Raw genomic sequence first — 20,303 nt, forward strand, 5'->3', positions numbered from 1 at the left:
GATTCTGTTAACCGACCGAACGTACGGTGAAATGGAGTTGTCGTGAGCAAGTTACTGGAAAGCTACGCCGCCGGACGCTGGTACACCGCGCCGGACGAGGGAACCCCGCTGCTGAGCGCGGTCGATGGCTCCGAGGTGGCGCGCATCTCCGCGACCGGTCTCGACCTCGGCGAGATGGTGACCTACGCCCGCGAGGTCGGCGGACCGGCGCTGGCGAAGCTGACCTTCCACGAGCGCGCCGCCGCCCTCAAGGCGCTCGCCCTCACACTCATGGCGGGCAAGGACGAGTTCTACGCTCTGTCGACCTCGACCGGCGCCACCAAGCGCGACTCCGGCGTCGACATCGACGGCGGCTTCGGCACCCTCCTCAGTTACGCCAGCAAGGCCAGGCGGGAACTACCCAACGACACCGTCTACCTCGACGGAGCGTTCGAACAGCTGGGCAAGAAGGGCACGTTCCTCGGCCAGCACGTCTACACGTCCCGCCGCGGCGTCGCCGTCCAGATCAACGCGTTCAACTTCCCGGTGTGGGGTTTCCTCGAGAAGCTCGCCCCCGCGTTCATCGCCGGCGTCCCGTCGATCGTGAAGCCCGCGAGCCAGTCGGCGTACCTCACCGAACTGGTGTTCCGTCGCATCATCGAATCCGGGCTGCTGCCCGAAGGCTCGGTCCAGCTGCTGTCCGGGAGTGCCCGCGGGCTCCTCGACCACCTCGGCGGTCAGGACTCCGTCGCGTTCACCGGCTCCGCCGACACCGCCGCCACCCTGCGGGCGCACCCGAACGTCGTCGGTGAGGGCGTCCACTTCAACGCCGAAGCCGACTCGCTCAACGCGTCCATCCTCGGCGCCGACGTCGAACCGGGCAGCGAAGAATTCGACCTCTACGTCAAGCAACTCGTCACCGAGATGACGGTGAAGGCCGGCCAGAAGTGCACCGCCATCCGGCGCGCCCTCGTGCCGTCCGCGCTGATGGACGACGTCATCGCCGCCGCCCAGGCCCGGCTATCCCGCGTTGTGGTCGGCGCCCCCGACGCCGACGGCGTCACCATGGGTGCGCTCGCCAGCCTCGAACAGCGCGACGAGGTGCTGAAGTCGCTCCGCGGCCTCACCAAGTCGGCGCAGATCGTCGTCGGCGACCCGGACAACTTCGACGTCGTCGGCGCCGACAAGGCGACCGGCGCGTTCCTGCCGCCGATCCTGCTGCGCTCCGACGACAAGGACGCCACCGAACCCCACGACATCGAGGCGTTCGGCCCCGTCAGCACCGTCATCGGATACGACAGCACCGACGAGGTCATCGCACTCGCCGCCCGCGGCAAGGGCAGCCTCGTCGCGTCCCTCGTCACCCGCGATTCCGCACTCGCCCGCGACATCGTGCTGGGCCTCGCCCCGTTCCACGGCCGCGTCCTCGTCCTCAACCGCGACGACGCCAAGGAATCCACCGGCCACGGCTCACCCCTGCCGGTCCTCGTCCACGGCGGACCAGGCCGCGCAGGCGGCGGCGAGGAACTCGGCGGCATCCGCGGCATCCTGCACCACATGCAGCGCACCGCCGTCCAGGCCACCCCCGACATCCTCACCGCGGTCGGGAACAAGTGGGTGACCGGATCCCAGCGCAACGACGACGGCGTCCACCCGTTCCGGAAGAACCTCGCGCAGTTGCGGATCGGCGACACCATCGTCGGCGGCCCCCGTCAGGTCACCCTCGCCGACATCGACCACTTCGCCGAGTTCACCGGCGACACGTTCTACGCGCACACCGACCCCGAGGCCGCGGCCGCCAACCCGCTGTTCGGGGGCATCGTCGCCCACGGGTACCTGGTGGTCTCCCTCGCCGCCGGCCTGTTCGTCGAGCCCAACCCCGGTCCCGTCCTCGCCAACTTCGGCGTCGACAACCTCCGGTTCCTCACCCCCGTCAAGGCCGACGACAGCCTCACCGTCACCCTGACCGCGAAGCTCATCACGCCGCGCAGCAGCGCCGACTACGGTGAAGTCCGTTGGGATGCAGTCGTCGTCAACCAGGACGGCGACCCCGTCGCAACGTACGACGTTCTCACCCTCGTCGCCAAAGGAGAAGATGCATGAGCTTCAAGGTCGCCGTCTGTTACGGCCAGCCCGATGACCCCGACGCGTTCGACGCCTACTACCGCGACACCCACATGCCGCTGGCACGCAAGGTCCCCGGCCTGTCCGACTTCACGTGGGGCAAGTGCAGCGCCCTCGACGGTGGGAAGCCGCCGTACTACGCCGTCGCGAGCCTCATCTTCCCCGACGCCGAGACCATGAAGTCCGGGTTGCAGTCCGAGGAGATGAAGCAGGCGGGCAAGGACGTCCGCAACTTCGCCACCGGTGGCGTCACCATGTACGTCCAAGAAGAAGAATCCGTCTACAACCAGTAGGAGAACCATGACTGTCGACGCGTCCGCGGAATGTCGTATCGCGCGGGAGATGTTCGAGGCAGACAACGCGTCCCGCGCGCTCGGCATCCAGATCCTCGAGCTCAGCCCCGGTCACGCGGTCGCGTCGATGGTCGTGGGTGAGACCATGGTCAACGGTCACGGCATCACCCACGGCGGCTTCGTGTTCACCCTCGCCGACACCGCATTCGCGATGGCGTGCAACGGGTACGACACTGCCGCGGTCGCCGCCCGCGCCGACATCCGGTTCCTCGCGTCCACCCGCCTCGGCGACACCCTCGTCGCCGAGGCCGTGGAGCGGGCCCGCTACGGGCGCAACGGCCTCTACGACGTCACCGTCCGCCGCGGCGACGAGGTCATCGCCGAGTTCCGCGGCGACAGCCGATGCCTTCGGCCCGTGAGTACTTATTAACCGCCGGACGTTAATAAGTACTCACGGGTGCGAAGCGCCTATGGGCGCAGCATGCTTCCCGCGTTCGGTGGCGGCTGCCGCATCGCGCGCCGCGCGTTCGGTGGCGGCGGCCTCGATGGCCATCGCGTGATCGACCGCGTGCGGGGCGATGCCCAGGTTGTCCAGCGTGTCCCACAGGCTCGACAGCGCGGCCTTCGGGTCGAGGTAGTACTCCGATTCGCGGACGCGCCAGAACGTCCAGCCGCACCGCTTGAGTTCCTGCTCGCGTTCGAGGTCCGCGATCCGTTGTTCCTGGGTGATCGCGAAGGCGTCGCCGTCGCATTCGACGGCGAGCCTCATGGTGCCGCCGGTGACGACGAGGTCGATGCGCCGATTGTTCACCTCGACTTGGGAATTGACGTGGTAGCCGCGTTCGGCGATGTCGTTGAACACCCGCTGCTCGAGGAGATTGTCGAACGGGGGGATCCGCACGTCGCGGTCGACGTCCTGCGGCATCGGGTCGGCCGGCGCCGGTGACGTCGACATCATGTAGCTGAGCAGGGAGTTGCGCAGGTCTGCCCGCTTGAGTTCGTCGACGGTCACGGAGTGGAACAGCCACAGCTGATCCTGTGCCCGTGTCGCCGCGACGTTGAACCGCCGCTTGTACTGGTTCGCCGTCAGCGGTGCGAAGTTCTGCTCGGGTCCCACGACCATCGACAGGAAGACGACGCTCCGTTCGTCGCCCTGGAAGTCCGGCGGTGTCCCGACCCGCAGTCGCCGCTGCTCCCACTGTTCGATGCCGATGCGCTTGACGAGTTCGGTTCGGATGGCGTCGACCTGGGACTGCCCCTGCAGCACGACGATTCCGAACGTCTTGCCGTCGTAGCGGGGGTCGACGAGGCATTCGATGAGCTGGTCGACGAGGGCGGCGGCCTCGATGTGGTTGGTGAGCGTCGAGTCCTTGCCCGACACAGAGGCGTCGGATACGTACGTATGTTTCAGCGGCGGAAGCCGATCCGCGCCGAACTGCCGCACCGGGACGAGCGGCAGTTCGCCGTAGAACTGGGTACTCGACCAGTTGATGATCTCGGGCATCGAGCGGAAGTGCTCGCGGAGCCGGACGACCTGCCCGAAGCTGGTGCGCAGGATCGAGAACAGACTCGACCGCGGGGTGAGCGTGGCCTGGACGTACTCGGGGAGGTCGGGCAGGTACGCGTCCAGGCGGGTGAACACGTCGTCGAGGGTGCCGCTGGTGGGGATGTCGGCGGGGGCGCACTGTTTGTCGTCGCCGACGACAATGACCCGCGGCGCCAGCCACAGCAGGAACAGGTTGGTGATGTCGGCCTGGCTCGCCTCGTCGACGATGACGACGTCGAAGCTGCCCGGCACGGGCGGGATGGACGCGAGGACCTGCTGCAGCGGCATCACCCACGCGGGCACCGCGCCCTGCGCCTCCCCCATCGCGGATCGTGCTGCGCTGCGGTACTTCTCGGCGTACTTTCCGGCGCCTGCACCAATGCTCGAGATGTGCTCGCGGTATGTCTGCAGTGCCCGCACCTGGTCGGCCGTCAGGTGTTCGAGGCAGTCGCGCCAGGCGGTGGCCGCCGCGAGCCGCGCGGTGAGATGCGCGAGATCCGCGTCGACGGCGTTGAGTTCGGCTTCGAGTTCCTGCTCACGACCGGCCCGGTGCTGTTCGGTGACCCATTGGCGGGCGCGGCGCCACGCCCACGCCTCCGGCATCTGCCAGCTCATCTCGTCCCACTCGGTGAGCGCCGCCGTCCTGCGCACCAGGTCGTACAGTGCCGGGGCGACGGGTGAGAGCCGGTCGGACAACTCGTCGAACAGCCACTGATCCTGCTGTTCGACGCGGGCGATCGCGTACCTGGTGAGAGCCTCCGACAGGGCGGCGTTGTCGGCCTGGTCGAGCGCCGCCACCAGGGCGGTGCCTTCCGGTGACGGTCCCGCGTCGACCTCGGTGGAGACGGCCGAGACGATGCCGTCGAGTTCCGCACGCGCACTGTCCACGTCGGCGCGGGTGGTGATGGCCTCCGCGGCCCCGGCCACCGCGGTGGCGTCCGCGAGGTTGCGGATCCGCGGCGCGTTCGGGGACAGCGCGAAAAGTTCACGGGCGAGCGCGTCGCGGGCGACCAGGAGGGCGCGCACGCGGGCCACCCGGCCGACGATCATGTTGAGGCTGTCGACCTGAACGGCGCGAGACCCGTTCATGTCCACCGGAATCCGCAGATCGGCCAGCAGGGTCGCGGCGGTCTGCGCGGCGTCGTGGGCGCGCAGATGCTCGGTCACCAACCGCACCGCGGCGGCGGTCGTGGCGGGGACGCCGTCGACGGTGGCGTCGAGGCCGAGTTCCTCGACGGCCTTCTGCTCCTCGCTGCGACGGAAGCGGGTCTTCCACTCGACGGCCCCGGATTCCATGGCCACGGCGAGCGCACCCATCGCCTGCAGGGCGGGTCGGGTCATGACGGCGCACTGGACGTCCTGCGCACCGATGTACCGGTCGGCGGCGGCGGCCGCCTCGACGATCGCGGGCAGCGCGTCCAGCCGACCCCACAGGTGGGTGGCCCGGCCGGACAGGACGGTGTCGGCGAGGCTCTGGAACTGACCGTCCAGGTCGAGGACGTCGTGCGCGCGGGCCTGCAGTTCCTTGCAGTGCCTGCGAATGGAGTACGCGGTCTCCGGCTCGACGCCACCGAGGACCTCGAGCAGATGCGCCGACTGCGGGGTGTCGATCGGGATGCTGGTCGACGCCCGCGAGCAGAGCCGTTCGAGTTCGGCCCGGTTCGGCAGCAGGGAATCCAGCGCGGGAAGCGTCTGGCGTGCACGCTGCGCGCGCTCGGGGGACGCCGTCACGCACAGCCGGCGCAGGGTCTCGACCTCGGTGCCGGTGAGGGGCGGTTGCTCGCTCAGCAGCGGTCCGGGAAGCCACTCGAACGCGTCCTGCAGGCCCATGACCTTGCGGACGATGGTGGCAGCGGTGCCCTCGTAGCCGTCGGCGACGGCGTCGTGCTGGTAGGTCTCGGACTCGCGCAGCGCCTTCACCTGCTCGAGCACGACGGCCCGCTTCTGCACGGCCTCGTCCCGCTGGGCGCGGAGGTCGGCGATCTTCTGGCCCTCGCTGTGCGGGTTGAACGACGACTTCCGTTCGGCGATGGTCGCCACACTGCGGGTGAGCTCGTCCGAGCCGCCGCGGGACAGGTCGGTGATCGAGACGCACAGTTCCTGCATCTCGGGCGGGAGTTTGTCCCTCAGGACACGGAGCGCCTGCGCCTTCTCGCTCGTGACGAGCACCCGCTGGCCGCGGGCGAGCAGCGCCGACACCAGGTTGGCGATCGTGTGGGTCTTGCCCGTCCCGGGTGGGCCCTCGACCACCACTCCGCTGTCGCCGCCGAGCCGCTCGATGATCTGCGACTGCTCGGCGTTGGCCGGAAGCGGGAACAGCGGGTCTTCGGCGAGAGTCAACGAGGTGGCGGCGCCGGTGCGCTCGAGCCACGACAGCCGGTCCGCCGGTTCGATCGCCTCGACCAGCTGGGCGAGCCCGAGCGGGACGGTCGCGCCGTCGCGGTCGAGGTGGGAGATCATCTGCTCGTAGTACTCGACCAGGGCGAACGCGCTGCGCTTGCGCAGCACCAGGGCGGGCGACAGCGTGACGGTGCCGTCCGCGTCGTCGGCCGGTTGCCGGACGTCGTCCCGGACGTCCACGTGCGCGGTGAGCGATTTCGGCGCCCACTCCGCGAGCAGTGCGCGGACGCCGTCACTCAGCGGCGACGTGGCGGTGTCCTGCAGTTGCTTCTGCAGCGGCATCGCGTGCGCGCTGTCGTAGACGTCCAGTCCGGTGAACAACTGGGAGTCTTCGAGCCGGGGCTGGGAGCCCGCGATCAGCCGCACCAGCAGGTCGCCGGTCCGCGGATCGCGGTGGATGCTCGCCGATTGGGTGACCAGGTGGGTCTGGACACCGTCGTCCGGTCCCGCACCGGCCAGGGTCAGCAGACCGGACGCGAGCACGAGTTCGATCGACTCGGGGCGGGCGTTCAGCTCCTGCAGCATCCGCTGCAACGACTGGTACAGATCGGCGTGCGGGCGACGCTCCCGGTCCGCCTTCGCCCACGCCTGCCACCGCGGGACGTAGGCGTCGAACGCCTGCCGGACGTCGTACGCGCGGCGCACGTCGTATTCCTCGTCGGAGTCCTCGGCGTACGCGTCGGACGCGTTCAGCTCGAGGTCGGACCGCGAGCTGTCGGCGCGGGCCGACGCGTCCACCCAGCCTGCCAGGACGGTGGGAAGGTCCGGCGGATCCTCGACGCCGATGAGGGGCACGCGCAGGACGATGTCGCCCTGCGCGGCGTCGGGATCGAGTTGGATCGTCCGGCCGTCCTGATGCAGCCATTCGACCTGTTCGTGCTGGTCGACGCGGAGTACCGGCTTCGTGCGAGCCCGGACGATCTCACGCAGGAACTGCAGCAGGCGCTGGACGCGGCCTGCGAGCTCGGCGTCGTTTTCGGGACTCGACAATGTAAACCTCTGCGAATTCTCGGTGATGACGTGCGCTTGCCCCCGCCGTGCACACTATCGGGTCGAGGGGGTGAAGTTCGAGGCGTCGTCCCCTGTCAGGGGGACTGGACGGTCGCTCGAGGCGCGAAACGGGCCTCCATTCGTACCGACTGGTCCCTACTATTCATTCATGACGGTGACGCGCATCACGAAGCTGGCCGCGGTGATCGCGACCGTGGCACTGGCGGCGCTGGGAGGTGGCTTCGTGTCGGCTGCCGCTCCCGCGCCGGGCGCCAGGGTCACGGCCTCGTCCGACGGGTTCGCGCTCGACGGGCAACCGTGGTGGCCGACCGGATTCAACGCCTATCAGTTGGCCACGAACTGGTCGGTCAACTGGGGTTGCGGCGCGATGGTCGACCTCGACTCCTACTTCTCCGCGCTGCCGCCGCACTCGCTGACCCGTTTCAACCTCTTCCAGGCGCTGGCGATCAACCGCTTCACCGGACAGCTGGACTTCGGGCCGATGGACGCCGTGTTCGCGGCGGCCGAGGCGCACGACCAGATGCTGATCCCGGTTCTCGCACCCCAGGACGGGGCGTGCGAGGACGGGGTGTTCAAGGGCAGGCAGTGGTACGTGGACGGCTGGACGACGATGACGCCGGGCGCGCCCCGCACGCTGATGAGCTTTCAGGATTGGACGCGGACCGCGGTCGACCGCTTCCGGGGTTCGCCGTCGCTGGCGGCGTGGGAACTCGTCGGGGAACCGGAGACGAGCACGTGCACCGACGCCGACTGCTCGTGGTGGACCCGATCGTGTGAGCCCGGCGCGGCGCAGGTGCTACGTGATTTCTTCGACGCCGCGGGCACCGAGGTGCGGGCCCGTGATCCGCGCACGCTGATCACGGCCGGATTCACCGGCGGCGGCCAGTGCGGAACCCAGGGCGACGAGTACCAATTCGTTTCGGCGTCACCGTATGTCGACGTCGTGCAGTACCACGATTACGGCGCCGACGGGGTTCCGCTGCCCGGCGATCAGTGGAACGGGCTCGCGCGGCGCCTCGAACAGGCTGCGGCACTCGGGAAACCGCTCCTGGTGGGTGAGATCGGCGAACTCGCCGGATCGTGCGCCGCCATCGAGGACCGGGCGTCGCACATCGGCGCCAAGATCCAGGGACAGCGGGACGCGGGCGCGGCGGGGGCGCTGCTGTGGGCGTTCGTGCCGGACCCCCGGCCCGCCGAGTGCACGTACGACATCGGCCCCACCGACCCGCTGTGGGGCGTCGTCGAGCAGTTCGGAAGCTGGGGTTCGGGCACCGCGCCCGCCGAAACGTAGGCCGCACCTCAAACGAGCCCAGGAGGCGGAGTCCGGCCGAGGACACGGCGACCCCACGGCGAGAACGGGTTTCAGGCGACGAAGACCTGGACGGTCAGCGCCCGCCGCGGCGGAGGGTGACGCGATAGGTGTAGTGCTCGGGCAGGAAGTAGCTGACCGCCAATTCGACGGTCCGCCCGTCCGAGTCGGAGTAGAGGCGGTCGACCCGCAGCATCGAGTGCCCCTCGGGGCAGCCGAGCGCGCGCGCCACGTCCGGGGGCGCCGGCGCGACGGTGATCGATTGCGCGGCCTCGGTGATGGGGCTCCGCAGATGCGGTTCGAGCAGGCCGATGATCGTGTGCGAGGTGACGGCGCCCTCGGACATCTCGGGTGCGTCGGCGACGAACCGGGCGATCTCGTCGGGCAGGTAGACGGTGGTCAGCACGAACGGGGTGTCGTCGTGGCGCCGCCGGAACACGACCGTGTTGACGAGGTCGGTGTCGAGGCGGAGCCTGCTCGCGGCCTCGATGTCGACCCGGCGGCGCAACGGCGTGACCACTTCCATGGTGGTGTCCGTGGACAGGTTCATCAGATCCTCGATCGACCCCAGCTGCCGCAGGTATCGGCCGTCGGACTCGGCGGCGAACGTGCCCCGGCCCGGGACCCGGTAGACGATGCCCTCGGCCACCAGGTCCTGGAATGCGCGACGAACGGTCTGCCTGCTCACGCCGTGCTGGTCCGCGAGCTCGAATTCGGTGGGCAGCTTGATCCCGCCGCGGTACTTGCCCGCAGCAATGTGCTCGCGGAGCTGCCTCGACACCAGCTGGTACGCCGGCTCCGTGTCTCGTTCTCGTTCCCTACCGTTCATCGCGCACCGATCCTACGTGCAGGTCGCCGACTAATCCGAAAATGAGGTGACCTTGCCTGCGGTGCCGGCACGCGTGTTGTCCCGGCGGAGCGCAGCGGAGCCGGGAAGGTCGTGGTGGTGTTGTTGTGCGGGTCAGGCGGCCGGGGTGAGGGTGACGGTGTAGCCGAGGGCTTCGAGTTGGCGGATGTGGTTGCGTTTCTTGGTGTCCGGGTTGATATGGCGGCTGTAGTGGTCGGGGCCGAGGTCGTGGAAGGTGGTGTGGTCGTCGGAGAACAGGTGCCAGACGATGACCAGGATGGAGCGACCGACGGCGACGATGGCCCGTTTCTTACCCCGTCGTCTGGCGATGCGCCGGTACCGGGCGCCGAGGAAGGTGTCGGTGCGGCCGGCCACGACGGCGACCTCACCGAGGGCGCGGGCGAGGTAGCGGTTGCCGTGCCCGGTGGCACCGTTGCCCTTGGACTTGCCGGCCGAGGAGCTGATTCCGGGCGAGAATTTCGCCCACGAGCACAGGTGCCCTGCGGTCGGGAACCGGGACATGTCCACCCCCACCTCGGCGAGAATGGCGGCGGCGGCGACGGGACCGATGCCGGGGATCTCATCCAGGCGTGCCGCCGCCGATCCGAAAGGGGCCAGCTGCGCCTCGATCTGCTCGTCGACCGCGGCGATGTCGGCGTCGATCGCGTCGATCCGGCCCAGCATCCGGGCCAGCAGGAACCCGTGGTGGTCGTCGAAGTGCCCGTTGAACGCCTCCTCGAGCCGGGCGATCTTCGCCCGCATCCTCGACCGCGCCAGCTGGGCGAGGACCTTCGGGTCCCGCTCGCCGGCGATCAACGCGTCCATCATCGCGCGTCCAGATACCCCGAAGATGTCCGAGGCCACGACGGAGAGTTTGATGCAGGCACTCTCGAGAAGTTTTTCGACCCGGTTCTTCTCCGCCGTGCGCGCCCCGACCAGATCGGTGCGGTAGCGGGTCAGGTCCCGCAGCCGGCGGATCGGCCAGGGCGGCACGAAACTGGGTCGCAGCATTTGCCGTTCGGCGACCTTGCACAACCAGACAGCGTCGAGGACATCGGTTTTGGGCCTACCGGGCAGGTGTTTGACGTCGCGGGCGTTGACCAGCCACGGATCGAGGCCGTGCGCCTCCAGAAGATAGAACACCGGTTTCCAATAATCCGACGTCGCCTCCATCACCACCCGCTCGACAGCCAACTCGACCAGATGATTCGCCAGCTCGGTCAACGCCCGGGTCATCGTCGAGTGCGTGGACACTTCCTGCAACCGTTTCTTCCGTCCAGCCTCTGCCGGGATCCGGACGCAGCACACCACCTCCGCCTTGCCGATGTCCAGGGCCGCGACCCGGGCGATGATCTGTTCCTCGTCGTGCGATTCCACCAGCATCTCGTCCTCTCCTCACCGGCGCACACACCGATTGATCAGGCGTGGTCACCCGTGGGGATCACCGGGGTGAAACGGAATCTAATCCTCGTGCTCGACAACGACGGCAACAGTGAAGGGCCCACGGCGTGATCCCCAACGCCCGGCTAGATGACGGCCTCGAAGAACCATAGGGGGACGGCGTCGACGGGCGACCACCACACCATTTTCAGCCCGGAACGGGCGTCCCACCAGGGACAATTTGGCTAGATGCCGCCTCGCGACACCAACTGCGAGACGATGACGTTGCGCTGGATCTCGTTGGTGCCTTCGCCGACGATCATCAGCGGGGCGTCCCGGAAGTAGCGCTCGACGTCGTACTCGGTGGAATAGCCGTAGCCGCCGTGGATACGGACGGCGTTGAGGGCGATGTCCATCGCCACCTCGGACGCGTACAGCTTGGCCATGCCGGCTTCCATGTCGCACCGGTCGCCGCTGTCGTACTGCTCCGCCGCGTGCCAGGTCAGCTGCCGGGCCGCGGTCAGCTTGGTCGCCATGTCGGCGAGGTAGTTGCCGATCGACTGGTGCTTCCAGATCGGCTGACCGAAGCTCTCCCGCTGCTGCGCGTAGGCGAGGGAATCCTCGAGTGCCGCCGTGGCCACACCCAGCGCCCGGCAGGCCACCTGGATGCGCCCCGTCTCCAGGCCCTTCATCATCTGCCCGAACCCCTTGCCCGGGGTGCCGCCGAGGATCGCGGTAGCGGGGGTGCGGTACCCGTCGAACGACAGCTCACACGTCTCGACGCCCTTGTAGCCGAGCTTGGGCAGATCCCGCGACACCGTCAGACCGGGGCCGTGCTCGACCAGGACGATGGAGATGCCCCTGTGCTTGGGAGTCGCCTGCGGATCGGTCTTGCACAGCAACGCGATCAACCCCGACCGACGCGCGTTGGAGATCCAGGTCTTGGAACCGGAGATCAGCAGATCGTCGCCGTCCGCCTTGGCGTTGGTGGACATGGCCTGCAGATCCGAGCCACCACCGGGCTCGGTCAGCGCCATCGTGGCCCGGATCTCGCCGGTCGCCATCTTCGGCAGGTACTGCTGCTTCTGCTCCTCCGTGCCGTACAGCGACAGCAACTTCGCGACGACGGTGTGCCCGCCCATCGCACCGGCGAGGCTCATCCAGCCGCGGGCCAGTTCCTGCGTCACCTGCGCGTAGCAGGGCATCGACACCGGTGATCCGCCGTACTCCTCCGGGACCGCCAGACCGTAGATCCCGATCTGCTTCATCTGCTCGATCCACTTCTCGGGGTACTCGTTGGCGTGTTCCACCGCCTGCACGGTCGGCTTCACGTCGCGATCGATGAACGCGCGCACCGTCTCGACCAGGTACGACTCTTCCTCGTTCAGCTTGGCCATGAATCCACCTCACACTTTCCACAACATTTGTACGGCCATAATCCGACAATGTCTGCCTAAAGTCAACGATCGGTCTTGACATGACCGCTCCGTCGCTGCCAGCATCAGCAGCGCAGCCGCATCAGGCTGGCCGTACATATCCAGCCCGACCCGGGCTCCCGGACCCTAGGAATGAAGCATCGTGCAGACCCTCACCCGCAGGCGCGCCGTTCTGGTGGCCCCCGGATCCGACGAGCGCAAGGCCGTCAAGGCGCTGCGGTCGACCGCCGACGAGGTGGTCCTTGACCTCGAAGACGCCGTCGCCTCCGCCAAGAAGGCCGAGGCCCGCGACCTCGTGCGCCGCCTCGTACTCGACTCGGACGGCTCCCGGGCCGTCGCGGTTCGCATCAACGCGCTGACCACGCCGTGGGCGGAGGACGACCTCGCCCTGTGCGCCTCCCTTGGCGCCGCGCTCACGAGCATCGTGGTTCCCAAGGTGGAAACGGCGCAGGATCTGGTCCGCGCCGATCAGGCTCTCGCCGGTACCGGCATCGGGTTGCAGGCGCTCGTCGAAACCCCGGTCGGCGTGCAGAACATCGCCGACATCACCCGCGCCGTCGCCCGGCTCGAATCCGTCGTCATCGGGTACGCCGATCTCGGGGCGGCCCTCGGCCGGTCCCGCTCCGCCCTCCCCGAGCACTGGCTCGCGATCCAGGACGGCATCCTCGTCGCCGCCCGCGCCGCCGGCATCCAGGCCATCGACGGACCGTTCCTCGGAATCGCCGACGACGACGCCTTCCGCCACTCGGCCGCATGGACCAGCGCGCTCGGGTTCGACGGAAAATGGGTCATCCATCCCGCCCAGGTCGAGTCCGCCGCTGCGGCCTTCACCCCCACCGACACCGCGGTCGAGGACGCGCGACGCGTGATCGACGCACTCGCCGCCGCCGAGGCCGCGGGCGCCGGGGCGGCGCAACTCGACGGGCAGATGCTCGACGAGGCCGTCGCAGTCGCGGCACGACGCGTTCTCGCCCAGGTAGGTGCACAGTGACGATCACGCAGACCTACGTCGGTGGCCCGTACTTCGACGAACTCGAGGTCGGGCAGGAATTCGACACCGCCCCCGCCGTCACCCTCACCAGCGGCCTCGCCGCCGCCCATCAGGCCATCCTCGGCGACCGCCTGCGGCTGCCCCTCGACGCGCACCTGTCCCGGGCCGTCACCGGGTCCGCGGACGCCGTCGCGAACCCCGGCCTCGTCACCGACGTCGCCATCGGACAGTCCACGCTGGCCACTCACCACGTGAAGGCCAACCTGTTCTACCGCGGCCTCCGTTTCCATCACTTCCCGCATCTCGGCGACACGCTCTACACGCGCACCGAAGTGGTGGGACTGCGGGAGAACTCGGCGAAACCGGGACGCAAACCCACCGGTCTGGCGGCTCTGCGGATGACGTCCACCGACCAGGACGGCCGCACCGTCCTCGACTTCTACCGCTGCGCGATGCTCCCGTTGAGCGAGAACCCCGACGAGGACCGCGTCCGCAAGTCCGACGACCTGTCCGCGATCGGCCCGCAGTCGGAGCAGTCGTTCGCCGCCCCCGAGGGCTGGGACCTCGCCCGCTACCGCGACACGGTTCCGGGACAGCACTTCTCGGCCGACCTCGCCGGATCCGTGCTGCGGAGCAGCGGCGACGTGGTGTCGAGCGCCCCCGAACTGGCACGTCTCACCCTCAACATCGCGGCCACCCACCACGACGAACGGGTCGGCGCCGACGGACGACTGGTCTACGGCGGGCACACCATCGGCATCGCGCTCGGGCAGGCCACGCGCGCCCTGCCGAACCTCGTCACGGTCCTGGGCTGGAAGTCCTGCGACCACACCGGACCCGTCCACGAAGGCGACACCCTCACCAGCGAACTCGAAATCGAGAGCGCCGAGGAGTCGCCCGGCGGCGGCGGAATACTACATCTGCGTTCACTGGTGTTCGCGCACAACGCCACAGCGTCCGACGTCCCCGTCCTCGACTGGCGCTTCACCGCCCTCATGGCCTGACCTCCACCAACAAGGAGCATCTCTCGTGACCGCCCACACTCCCCTTGCCGGACTTCGGATCGTCGAGGTCTCCAGCTTCATTGCCTCCCCCCTGTGCGGACTGACCCTGTCCCAGCTGGGGGCCGAGGTCATCCGGATCGACCCCATCGGCGGCGCCGCCGACTACAACCGCTGGCCGATCACGGGCGACGGCGAGAGCATCTACTGGACCGGACTCAACCGCGGCAAGCGGTCCGTGTCCGTCGACATGCGCAACCCCGAGGGGCAGCGGCTCGTCCAGCAACTGGTCGCGGCCCCCGGCGCGGGCGGCGGAATTCTCGTCACCAACGCGGGAGGTCGTGACTGGCTCGCCCACGACACACTGAGTGCGCTCCGCTCCGACGTCATCACCCTCGAAATCCTCGGTGGCCGTGACGGTTCCCCCGGCGTCGACTACACCGTCAATGCCGGGCTCGGCTTCCCGTCCATCACCGGTCCCGCCGATCACGCCGGCGTCGTCAATCACGTCCTCCCGGCCTGGGACGTGGCGTGCGGGCTGTACGCCGCGCTGGCAGTCGCCTCCGCGGCCCGCCACCGCGACGTCACCGGCGAGGGCACCCGCATCTCCCTGCCGCTCGAGGACGTCGCGCTCGCCACCGCCGGCACCCTCGGATACCTCACCGAGGTGCAGATCAACGGCTCCGGCAGGCCGGCAACCGGCAACTCCGTCTACGGCACGTACGGAACGGATTTCACCACCAGCGACGGTGCCCGGTTCATGATCGTGGCCCTCACCCCACGGCACTTCCGCGACCTCGTTGCCGTCACCGGAACCACCGCCGCCGTGGAGGCACTCGCCACCGCACTCGACGCCGACTTCGCGCGCGAAGCCGACCGCTTCACCCACCGCGACGTCCTCACCGCACTGTTCACCCGCTGGTTCCGCCAACACACCGCGGCCGAAGTGGCCGAAGCACTCTCGAAGACGTCCGTCCTCGCCGAGCGCTACCGCACGTTCGAGGAACTCGTGAAGTCCGGCGAACTCGAGAACAACCCGATGTTCACCCCCCTCGACCAGCCGCGGATCGGCACCTACCTCGCCTCCGGCCACCCTGCATCGTTCGACGGACACCACGCCACCGTGGCACCCGCCTCCGCCGTCGGCGACGACACCGGCAGCGTCCTCCGCGACCTCCTCGGCAGCTCCGACTCCGACGTCGCCAAACTCCTCGACAGCGGCATCGTCGGGGGGAAGTGACGCGGTCGCCGGGTCCTTTCAGTCGTCGCAGCAGTCGCAGGCAGGACCGGCGCCGGCACCGGAGGTGGTGACCGGCGCCGGGCAACAGGTGTCGCCCTGCCACGCGTTGATTCCCTCCTTGACCGCGATCGCGGCGATGACCAGGGCGGCGACCGGGTCGGCCCAGGACCACCCCAGCAGGGAGTTGAGCAGCAGGCCGACCAGCAGGACGGCGGACAGGTAGGTGCACAGCAGGGTCTGTTTGGAATCGGCGACCGCCGAGAGGGAACCGAGTTCGCGCCCCGCGCGCCGCTGCGCCCACGACAGCACCGGCATGATCGTGAGACTGACCGCCGCCAGCGTGATCCCGACGATCGAGTGCTCTGCCTCGCCGATGCCGAAGAGGGATCGGATCGCGTCGACCGTGACATAGACGGCCAACGCGAAGAACGAGAACGCGATGATCCGCAGCGCCACCCGCTCCCGCGATTCCGGGTCCTTCCCGGCGAATTGCCAGGCGACGGCCGCCGCGGAGGACACCTCGATGACCGAGTCGAGACCGAACCCGATCAGCGCGGTCGACGACACCCGCGCGCCCTCGCTCAGCGCGATGATCGCCTCGAGCACGTTGTAACTGATCGTCGCGGCCACGAACCACCGGATCCGCCGCCCCAGGACCTGCCGCCGCCCCGCGGTGAGAGCCGGACGCGTGGCGGGCATTCCGAGTTCCGACGCCATCAGCAGCAGCCGTCGGTCTCGGCGTCCGGGCAGCAGGACGGATCGACGGCCAGCACCAGGCCGATCAGGTCGTCCAGCGCGCGCCCGATCCGCGGATCCGCCAGTTCGTACCGGGTGCGCCGCCCCTCCGGAGCCGCGACGACGAGGCCGCATCCACGCAGGCAGGCCAGGTGATTCGACAGGATCTGGCGCGACACCCCGATCTGTTCGGCCAGTTCGGACGGATACCCGGGCCCCGACCGCAGGCTCAGAAGGATCTGCGTGCGCGTCGTGTCCGACAGCGCGTAGCCGAACCGGGCCAGCGCGTCGCGGTGGATCAATATCTCCATGGCCCGACGATACAGCGATTCCTGTATTCAGGAAACCCTGAACTCTTGATCCTGTCGCTGCGGCGGCTGGGTGGGCCGGGGTCGACACCCCATCGTCATGCGGCCGAGAATCCGGTCACGCAGGACGAACGTGTGGAACAAGATGGCGCACAGGTGCGCGGTGAACGCCGCGAACAGAAGGTACCCGAGCACCGTGTGGGACTGCCGCAACACCGAGTACAGATCCGGATCGCGGGGCGCGATCGCGGGCAGACTCAGCTGCGCGGCGAGGGCGATCGGGAACCCGCCCGCCGACAGCATCGCCCACCCGGTGACCGGTTGCAGCACCAGGAGTCCGTACAGCAGGTATTCCGACCCGGTCGCGACCATCCGCTCGGCGGGCCGCATCCCGGCGGACAGCGGCGGCCGGTGGAGGACCCGGTTGCCGATGCGCACGACCGCGAGGACGAGGATCGCGAATCCCAGCGGTTGATGCACCGTCCGCAACAGGTGGTAGGCGTCCAACGACGCCACCATCGCGACGCCGAGGAAGAGCTGGGCGATCACGAGGATCGCCATCGTCCAGTGCAGCAACCGCGACGTGAACGCGTACCGTGTCGGACTATCGCTCATCGGGCACCTCCGACACGTCGACTCGACTCGGCGATTTCGGCTCACCGGACCGCCGGTTGAACGATTCCGCGTAGACCGCGGACCGCGCACTGAGCAATGGATCATCTGACGGTGCAATGCCGTTCGGCAGGACCAGCGGATCGAAGTTGACGTCCCGCGCGTTGCCCGGTGCTTCGGTGTCGATCGCGTCGACGGTCAGCGTGCCGACGTCGAGGGACTTCCTGCCGGCAGGCCACGGTCGGGTGGCATCGTCCGTCGGGTCCCCCGGCTCCCCGATCGTGAGGAACATTCGCCAGCGCAGGGATCCTCGCGTGACGTCCCGGACGAGAGCGTCGAACAGGTAGTCGCGGCCGGCCTCCTCGGCGCCGGGATGCCGGACAGGTTGCTCCGGCACCAGCTTCCAGCGCACCGGAACCGTGGCCCCGGATCGGTCGGTGCACCGGAAAGCATTGAGCCCGTGAAATGTGCTGTCCCCGAATCCGGAAGTGCGAGGCTGCCGTCGGATGATGTCCATCGCCGCCGCCGTCTCCGGATGGCGGGCCAGGAACGCGGCCATCGCGGCCGGATCGGGTTTGCCGGTGTCCGGGACCTTCTTCGAGGCGAGCAGCCGATCACGGAAACCGTCCGGCGTGCGGTCCGGGAACACCGGACTGTCGATCATCGCGGTCCGCCACTGCTCTCCCCCGGGCAACCGGAACACCAACCCCAGACCGCGCACGGTGTCGGCGGCGTCGGCGGCGTCGGGCAGCCCGCCCGTCAACGAGAACCGTCCGGTGACCGGGTAGCGGCCGCCTGCGTGGAAGACGCTCGCCGTGCACACGGCGGACCCGGCACCGGTTGCGGTGAACCACCCGGTGGCACTCACCCCCTTCGCGTGGTTGCGCCGGAACCCCTCGTGCCTGCCGAAGACCTGCTCGAATCGATCGACGAACCGCGACGGGGTGACGGCGTGCGGGGTCAGCCGGCCGCCGGCGAACAGGAACCCCCCGACGTCCACCGCGGCGATCGCACCGACCGCCGCCAGACCGATCAGGGCGCTGCGCCGGGTGACGGTAGCGCCCGCACGACCACCGACGAAGGGTTTGTGGCCGTCACCCGTGCGCGGCATCGACCGTCACCACGTGCCATGTGCCCTTGACCCCGTCGCCGCTCGTCAGCCCAGGGGCCGTGTCCTTCGCGAACCGGTAGAGAGGGTGACCGTCGTAGGTGGCCTGCTCGACGCCGTCCGGGCGCGTCGTGGTGCCCACCGTGCCCGGCAGGACGGCGTCCGGGTGCGGCAACGGCGTGCCGGGCGTCGGCGGCCAGATCTCCGCACATGGGCCCACGCACCGCACCAGGTCGGCGGTGTCCTCGTCGAAGCGGTAGAGCGTGAAGCCGTCACCGTCGGTCAGCACGGTGCCGAGCGCGGTCTCCCGCGTGCCGAGCGTCGTCGCCGCATCCGATGCGCCGGTCGCCGGCACCGCGTCCGGGGCAGCGGTCGTCGGCACAGCGGCCGGGGCCTCGGTCGCCTGGCTGCAGCCCGACATCAGGGCAACCGCAGCGCCCGCGCAGGCCACCGCGAGAATCGCTCGCTTCGCGATCATCAGATCTCCGTTCTCTCCTCTGAAGCCGCCCGCCGATCGCGGACGACGCCGGGGAGTACGGACCGCCGGCCGGCCGCGTTCACGACGGCCGCGAACTTTCACGAAGCCGCTGGTGGAGAATCGACGGTGAACGCCGCGGCACTCACGTCCGTACACCCTGGCGGACGTCGGACGGGCCGACGACATTTCCGGTGTTGCAGGAGGTGAGGTCGTGCGGCTACGCATGTCGCGCAAGCGGGCGGAGGAGTCGGTCGGGAATTTGGCCGACAACGCGGTGTTGCGGACCGTCTACGACGATCACGCCGGCGAACTGTTCGCCCTCGCCTACCGCTCGCTCGGAGACCGGGGACGCGCGGAGGAAGTGGTGCAGGAGACGTTCCTCCGAGCCTGGCGCGGCGCGGACCGGTACGACCCGCAGCGTTCCACCGTCCGGACCTGGCTGTATGCCATCTGCCGCAACGTGGTGATCGACGCGAGCCGGGCGCGGGCCTCCCGGCCCCAGCTCGCCGACACCGAGCCGCCCGACGTTCCCGTGCCCGAGCGCCCGCTGGAACAGTTGCTGGTGGGACTACAGGTCGAGGAGGCACTGCGGCGACTGTCCGAACAGCACCGCGTCGTACTCGTCGAGATTCATTTGCGCGACCGGCCCACCAGCGAGGTCGCAGCGGAACTCGGCATCCCCGTGGGCACCGTGCGCAGTCGGGTGTACTACGGGCTGAAGGCGCTCAAACTCGTACTGGAAGAAATGGGGTGGCACGGTGACCAGTGATCGCTGCCGACAGATGCACACCTTGCTGGGCATGTACGCGCTCGGGCGCCTCGACGACCACGAAGCCGTGGCGCTACGCGCCCACCTGGACGGATGCCCGGATTGCCGGGCCGAGTTGATCGAGCTGACCCCGGTGGCCTCGGTCCTGGGGCAGGCGGACCCCGACCGGCTCCTCGAGCCGCCGCCGGCGCCGTCCCCCGCACTTCCCGGCACGATCCTCGCGACGCTCGACCGCGAACGCAGCCGGCAACGGCACCGCCGGATCGCGGTCGTCGCCGCGGCCGCCGTCACCGCTCTCGGCCTGCTCACCGGGGGATTCTTCCTCCGCACCCTCGTCCCGAGCACCCCGCCCGGACAGCCGGTGGCCTTCACCGCGCCCGCCGCGGGTGTGGAGGCGTCCGCTCGGGTGGAGAACCGCGCCTGGGGAACCGGGATCAGCCTCGACGTCACCGGACTCCCCCAGGGCAGCACGTACAACGTCTGGCTGCAACGACCCGACGGAAGTCGCATGAACGCAGGCAGTTTCATCGCCGGCGGCGACCGGAAGATGTCGATGAACCTCGCCGTGGCGCTACCGATGTCCGACGCCACCATGCTCGGCGTCAGCGCACCCGGCGACGACACCGCCGTTCTGCAGGCACCGCTGCACTCGTGACCGTGTCCTCGTTCGGCGCCGCGGCGAGCGAACCAGGCAGTCGCCGAACAATGCGGTGAGCGGTTCGGGCCGCTCGTCACG

18 protein-coding genes are annotated in these 20,303 nt (G+C 69.1%); 9 read left to right on the top strand and 9 right to left on the bottom strand.

Features of this window, described 5'->3' with window-relative positions:
• Positions 1-42: 42 nt before the first annotated feature.
• Genes paaZ through paaI form a run of 3 tightly spaced genes read left to right on the top strand, consistent with a single transcriptional unit; the run spans position 43 to position 2,826 of the window.
• A complete protein-coding gene (gene paaZ / locus I1A62_RS21475; RefSeq protein WP_219459700.1) occupies positions 43-2,082 on the top strand; it encodes a phenylacetic acid degradation bifunctional protein PaaZ in 2,040 nt (679 codons plus the stop codon).
• Complete coding sequence (locus I1A62_RS21480) at positions 2,079-2,396, top strand: EthD family reductase (protein ID WP_124394715.1); 318 nt, start codon at positions 2,079-2,081, stop codon at positions 2,394-2,396. Before paaZ ends, I1A62_RS21480 begins: the two co-directional genes overlap by 4 nt.
• A gap of 7 nt (positions 2,397-2,403) precedes the next feature.
• Positions 2,404-2,826: a hydroxyphenylacetyl-CoA thioesterase PaaI gene (gene paaI / locus I1A62_RS21485; protein ID WP_219459701.1), complete on the top strand. Its 423-nt coding sequence runs from the start codon at positions 2,404-2,406 to the stop codon at positions 2,824-2,826.
• Between the two features lie 21 nt (positions 2,827-2,847).
• Here the strand turns inward: paaI and I1A62_RS21490 are convergent, their stop codons facing one another.
• Positions 2,848-7,332 carry an AAA domain-containing protein gene (locus I1A62_RS21490; protein ID WP_219459702.1) on the bottom strand — a complete coding sequence of 1,495 codons (4,485 nt, stop codon included), beginning with the start codon at positions 7,330-7,332 and terminating at the stop codon, positions 2,848-2,850.
• Between the two features lie 169 nt (positions 7,333-7,501).
• On the opposite strand from I1A62_RS21490, the gene I1A62_RS21495 reads away from it, so the two are divergent.
• Complete coding sequence (locus I1A62_RS21495) at positions 7,502-8,644, top strand: beta-mannosidase (RefSeq protein WP_219459703.1); 1,143 nt, start codon at positions 7,502-7,504, stop codon at positions 8,642-8,644.
• A 94-nt stretch (positions 8,645-8,738) separates the two neighbouring features.
• Here the strand turns inward: I1A62_RS21495 and I1A62_RS21500 are convergent, their stop codons facing one another.
• The 3 genes from I1A62_RS21500 to I1A62_RS21510 form a co-directional block, all read right to left on the bottom strand.
• Positions 8,739-9,491: a GntR family transcriptional regulator gene (locus tag I1A62_RS21500; protein WP_124394719.1), complete on the bottom strand. Its 753-nt coding sequence runs from the start codon at positions 9,489-9,491 to the stop codon at positions 8,739-8,741.
• Between the two features lie 132 nt (positions 9,492-9,623).
• Entirely contained in the window at positions 9,624-10,892 is a 1,269-nt protein-coding gene (locus I1A62_RS21505; RefSeq protein ID WP_219458512.1) for an IS110 family transposase, read from the bottom strand.
• A gap of 242 nt (positions 10,893-11,134) precedes the next feature.
• Positions 11,135-12,286 carry an acyl-CoA dehydrogenase family protein gene (locus tag I1A62_RS21510; RefSeq protein WP_219459704.1) on the bottom strand — a complete coding sequence of 384 codons (1,152 nt, stop codon included), beginning with the start codon at positions 12,284-12,286 and terminating at the stop codon, positions 11,135-11,137.
• A gap of 181 nt (positions 12,287-12,467) precedes the next feature.
• Here I1A62_RS21510 and I1A62_RS21515 point away from each other — a divergent pair, with 181 nt between their 5' ends.
• From I1A62_RS21515 to I1A62_RS21525, 3 genes are read left to right on the top strand one after another with little or no spacing between them, the layout of a single operon-like run.
• The gene (locus tag I1A62_RS21515; RefSeq protein WP_124394721.1) at positions 12,468-13,316 is read left to right on the top strand and encodes a CoA ester lyase; all 849 of its coding nucleotides are present in this window, start codon (positions 12,468-12,470) and stop codon (positions 13,314-13,316) included.
• Positions 13,313-14,320, top strand: coding sequence for a MaoC family dehydratase (locus I1A62_RS21520; RefSeq protein WP_219459705.1), 1,008 nt, complete (start codon positions 13,313-13,315; stop codon positions 14,318-14,320). Before I1A62_RS21515 ends, I1A62_RS21520 begins: the two co-directional genes overlap by 4 nt.
• Positions 14,321-14,345: 25 nt before the next feature.
• Positions 14,346-15,557, top strand: coding sequence for a CoA transferase (locus I1A62_RS21525; protein WP_219459706.1), 1,212 nt, complete (start codon positions 14,346-14,348; stop codon positions 15,555-15,557).
• Between the two features lie 18 nt (positions 15,558-15,575).
• On the opposite strand, the gene I1A62_RS21530 is transcribed toward I1A62_RS21525, so the two are convergent.
• The 5 genes from I1A62_RS21530 to I1A62_RS21550 are packed head-to-tail and all read right to left on the bottom strand — an operon-like array spanning position 15,576 to position 18,798.
• Positions 15,576-16,274 carry a cation transporter gene (locus tag I1A62_RS21530; protein ID WP_219459707.1) on the bottom strand — a complete coding sequence of 233 codons (699 nt, stop codon included), beginning with the start codon at positions 16,272-16,274 and terminating at the stop codon, positions 15,576-15,578.
• Entirely contained in the window at positions 16,274-16,603 is a 330-nt protein-coding gene (locus tag I1A62_RS21535; RefSeq protein ID WP_219459708.1) for a helix-turn-helix transcriptional regulator, read from the bottom strand. Before I1A62_RS21535 ends, I1A62_RS21530 begins: the two co-directional genes overlap by 1 nt.
• Positions 16,604-16,630: 27 nt before the next feature.
• On the bottom strand, positions 16,631-17,215 hold the full coding sequence (locus tag I1A62_RS21540) for a cytochrome b (RefSeq protein WP_219459709.1): 585 nt from the start codon (positions 17,213-17,215) through the stop codon (positions 16,631-16,633).
• Positions 17,205-18,323, bottom strand: coding sequence for a catalase family peroxidase (locus tag I1A62_RS21545; protein ID WP_219459710.1), 1,119 nt, complete (start codon positions 18,321-18,323; stop codon positions 17,205-17,207). Before I1A62_RS21545 ends, I1A62_RS21540 begins: the two co-directional genes overlap by 11 nt.
• On the bottom strand, positions 18,307-18,798 hold the full coding sequence (locus I1A62_RS21550) for a hypothetical protein (RefSeq protein ID WP_257890857.1): 492 nt from the start codon (positions 18,796-18,798) through the stop codon (positions 18,307-18,309). The genes I1A62_RS21545 and I1A62_RS21550 overlap by 17 nt, the downstream gene beginning before the upstream one ends.
• A 211-nt stretch (positions 18,799-19,009) precedes the next feature.
• On the opposite strand from I1A62_RS21550, the gene I1A62_RS21555 reads away from it, so the two are divergent.
• Both I1A62_RS21555 and I1A62_RS21560 read left to right on the top strand, forming a co-directional pair.
• Complete coding sequence (locus tag I1A62_RS21555; RefSeq protein ID WP_257890858.1) at positions 19,010-19,567, top strand: sigma-70 family RNA polymerase sigma factor; 558 nt, start codon at positions 19,010-19,012, stop codon at positions 19,565-19,567.
• A complete protein-coding gene (locus I1A62_RS21560; protein WP_257890859.1) occupies positions 19,557-20,222 on the top strand; it encodes a zf-HC2 domain-containing protein in 666 nt (221 codons plus the stop codon). The genes I1A62_RS21555 and I1A62_RS21560 overlap by 11 nt, the downstream gene beginning before the upstream one ends.
• Positions 20,223-20,303: the final 81 nt, after the last annotated feature.

Source organism: Rhodococcus sp. USK10 (genome assembly GCF_019378875.1).
GTDB lineage: Bacteria > Actinomycetota > Actinomycetes > Mycobacteriales > Mycobacteriaceae > Rhodococcus_F > Rhodococcus_F pseudokoreensis.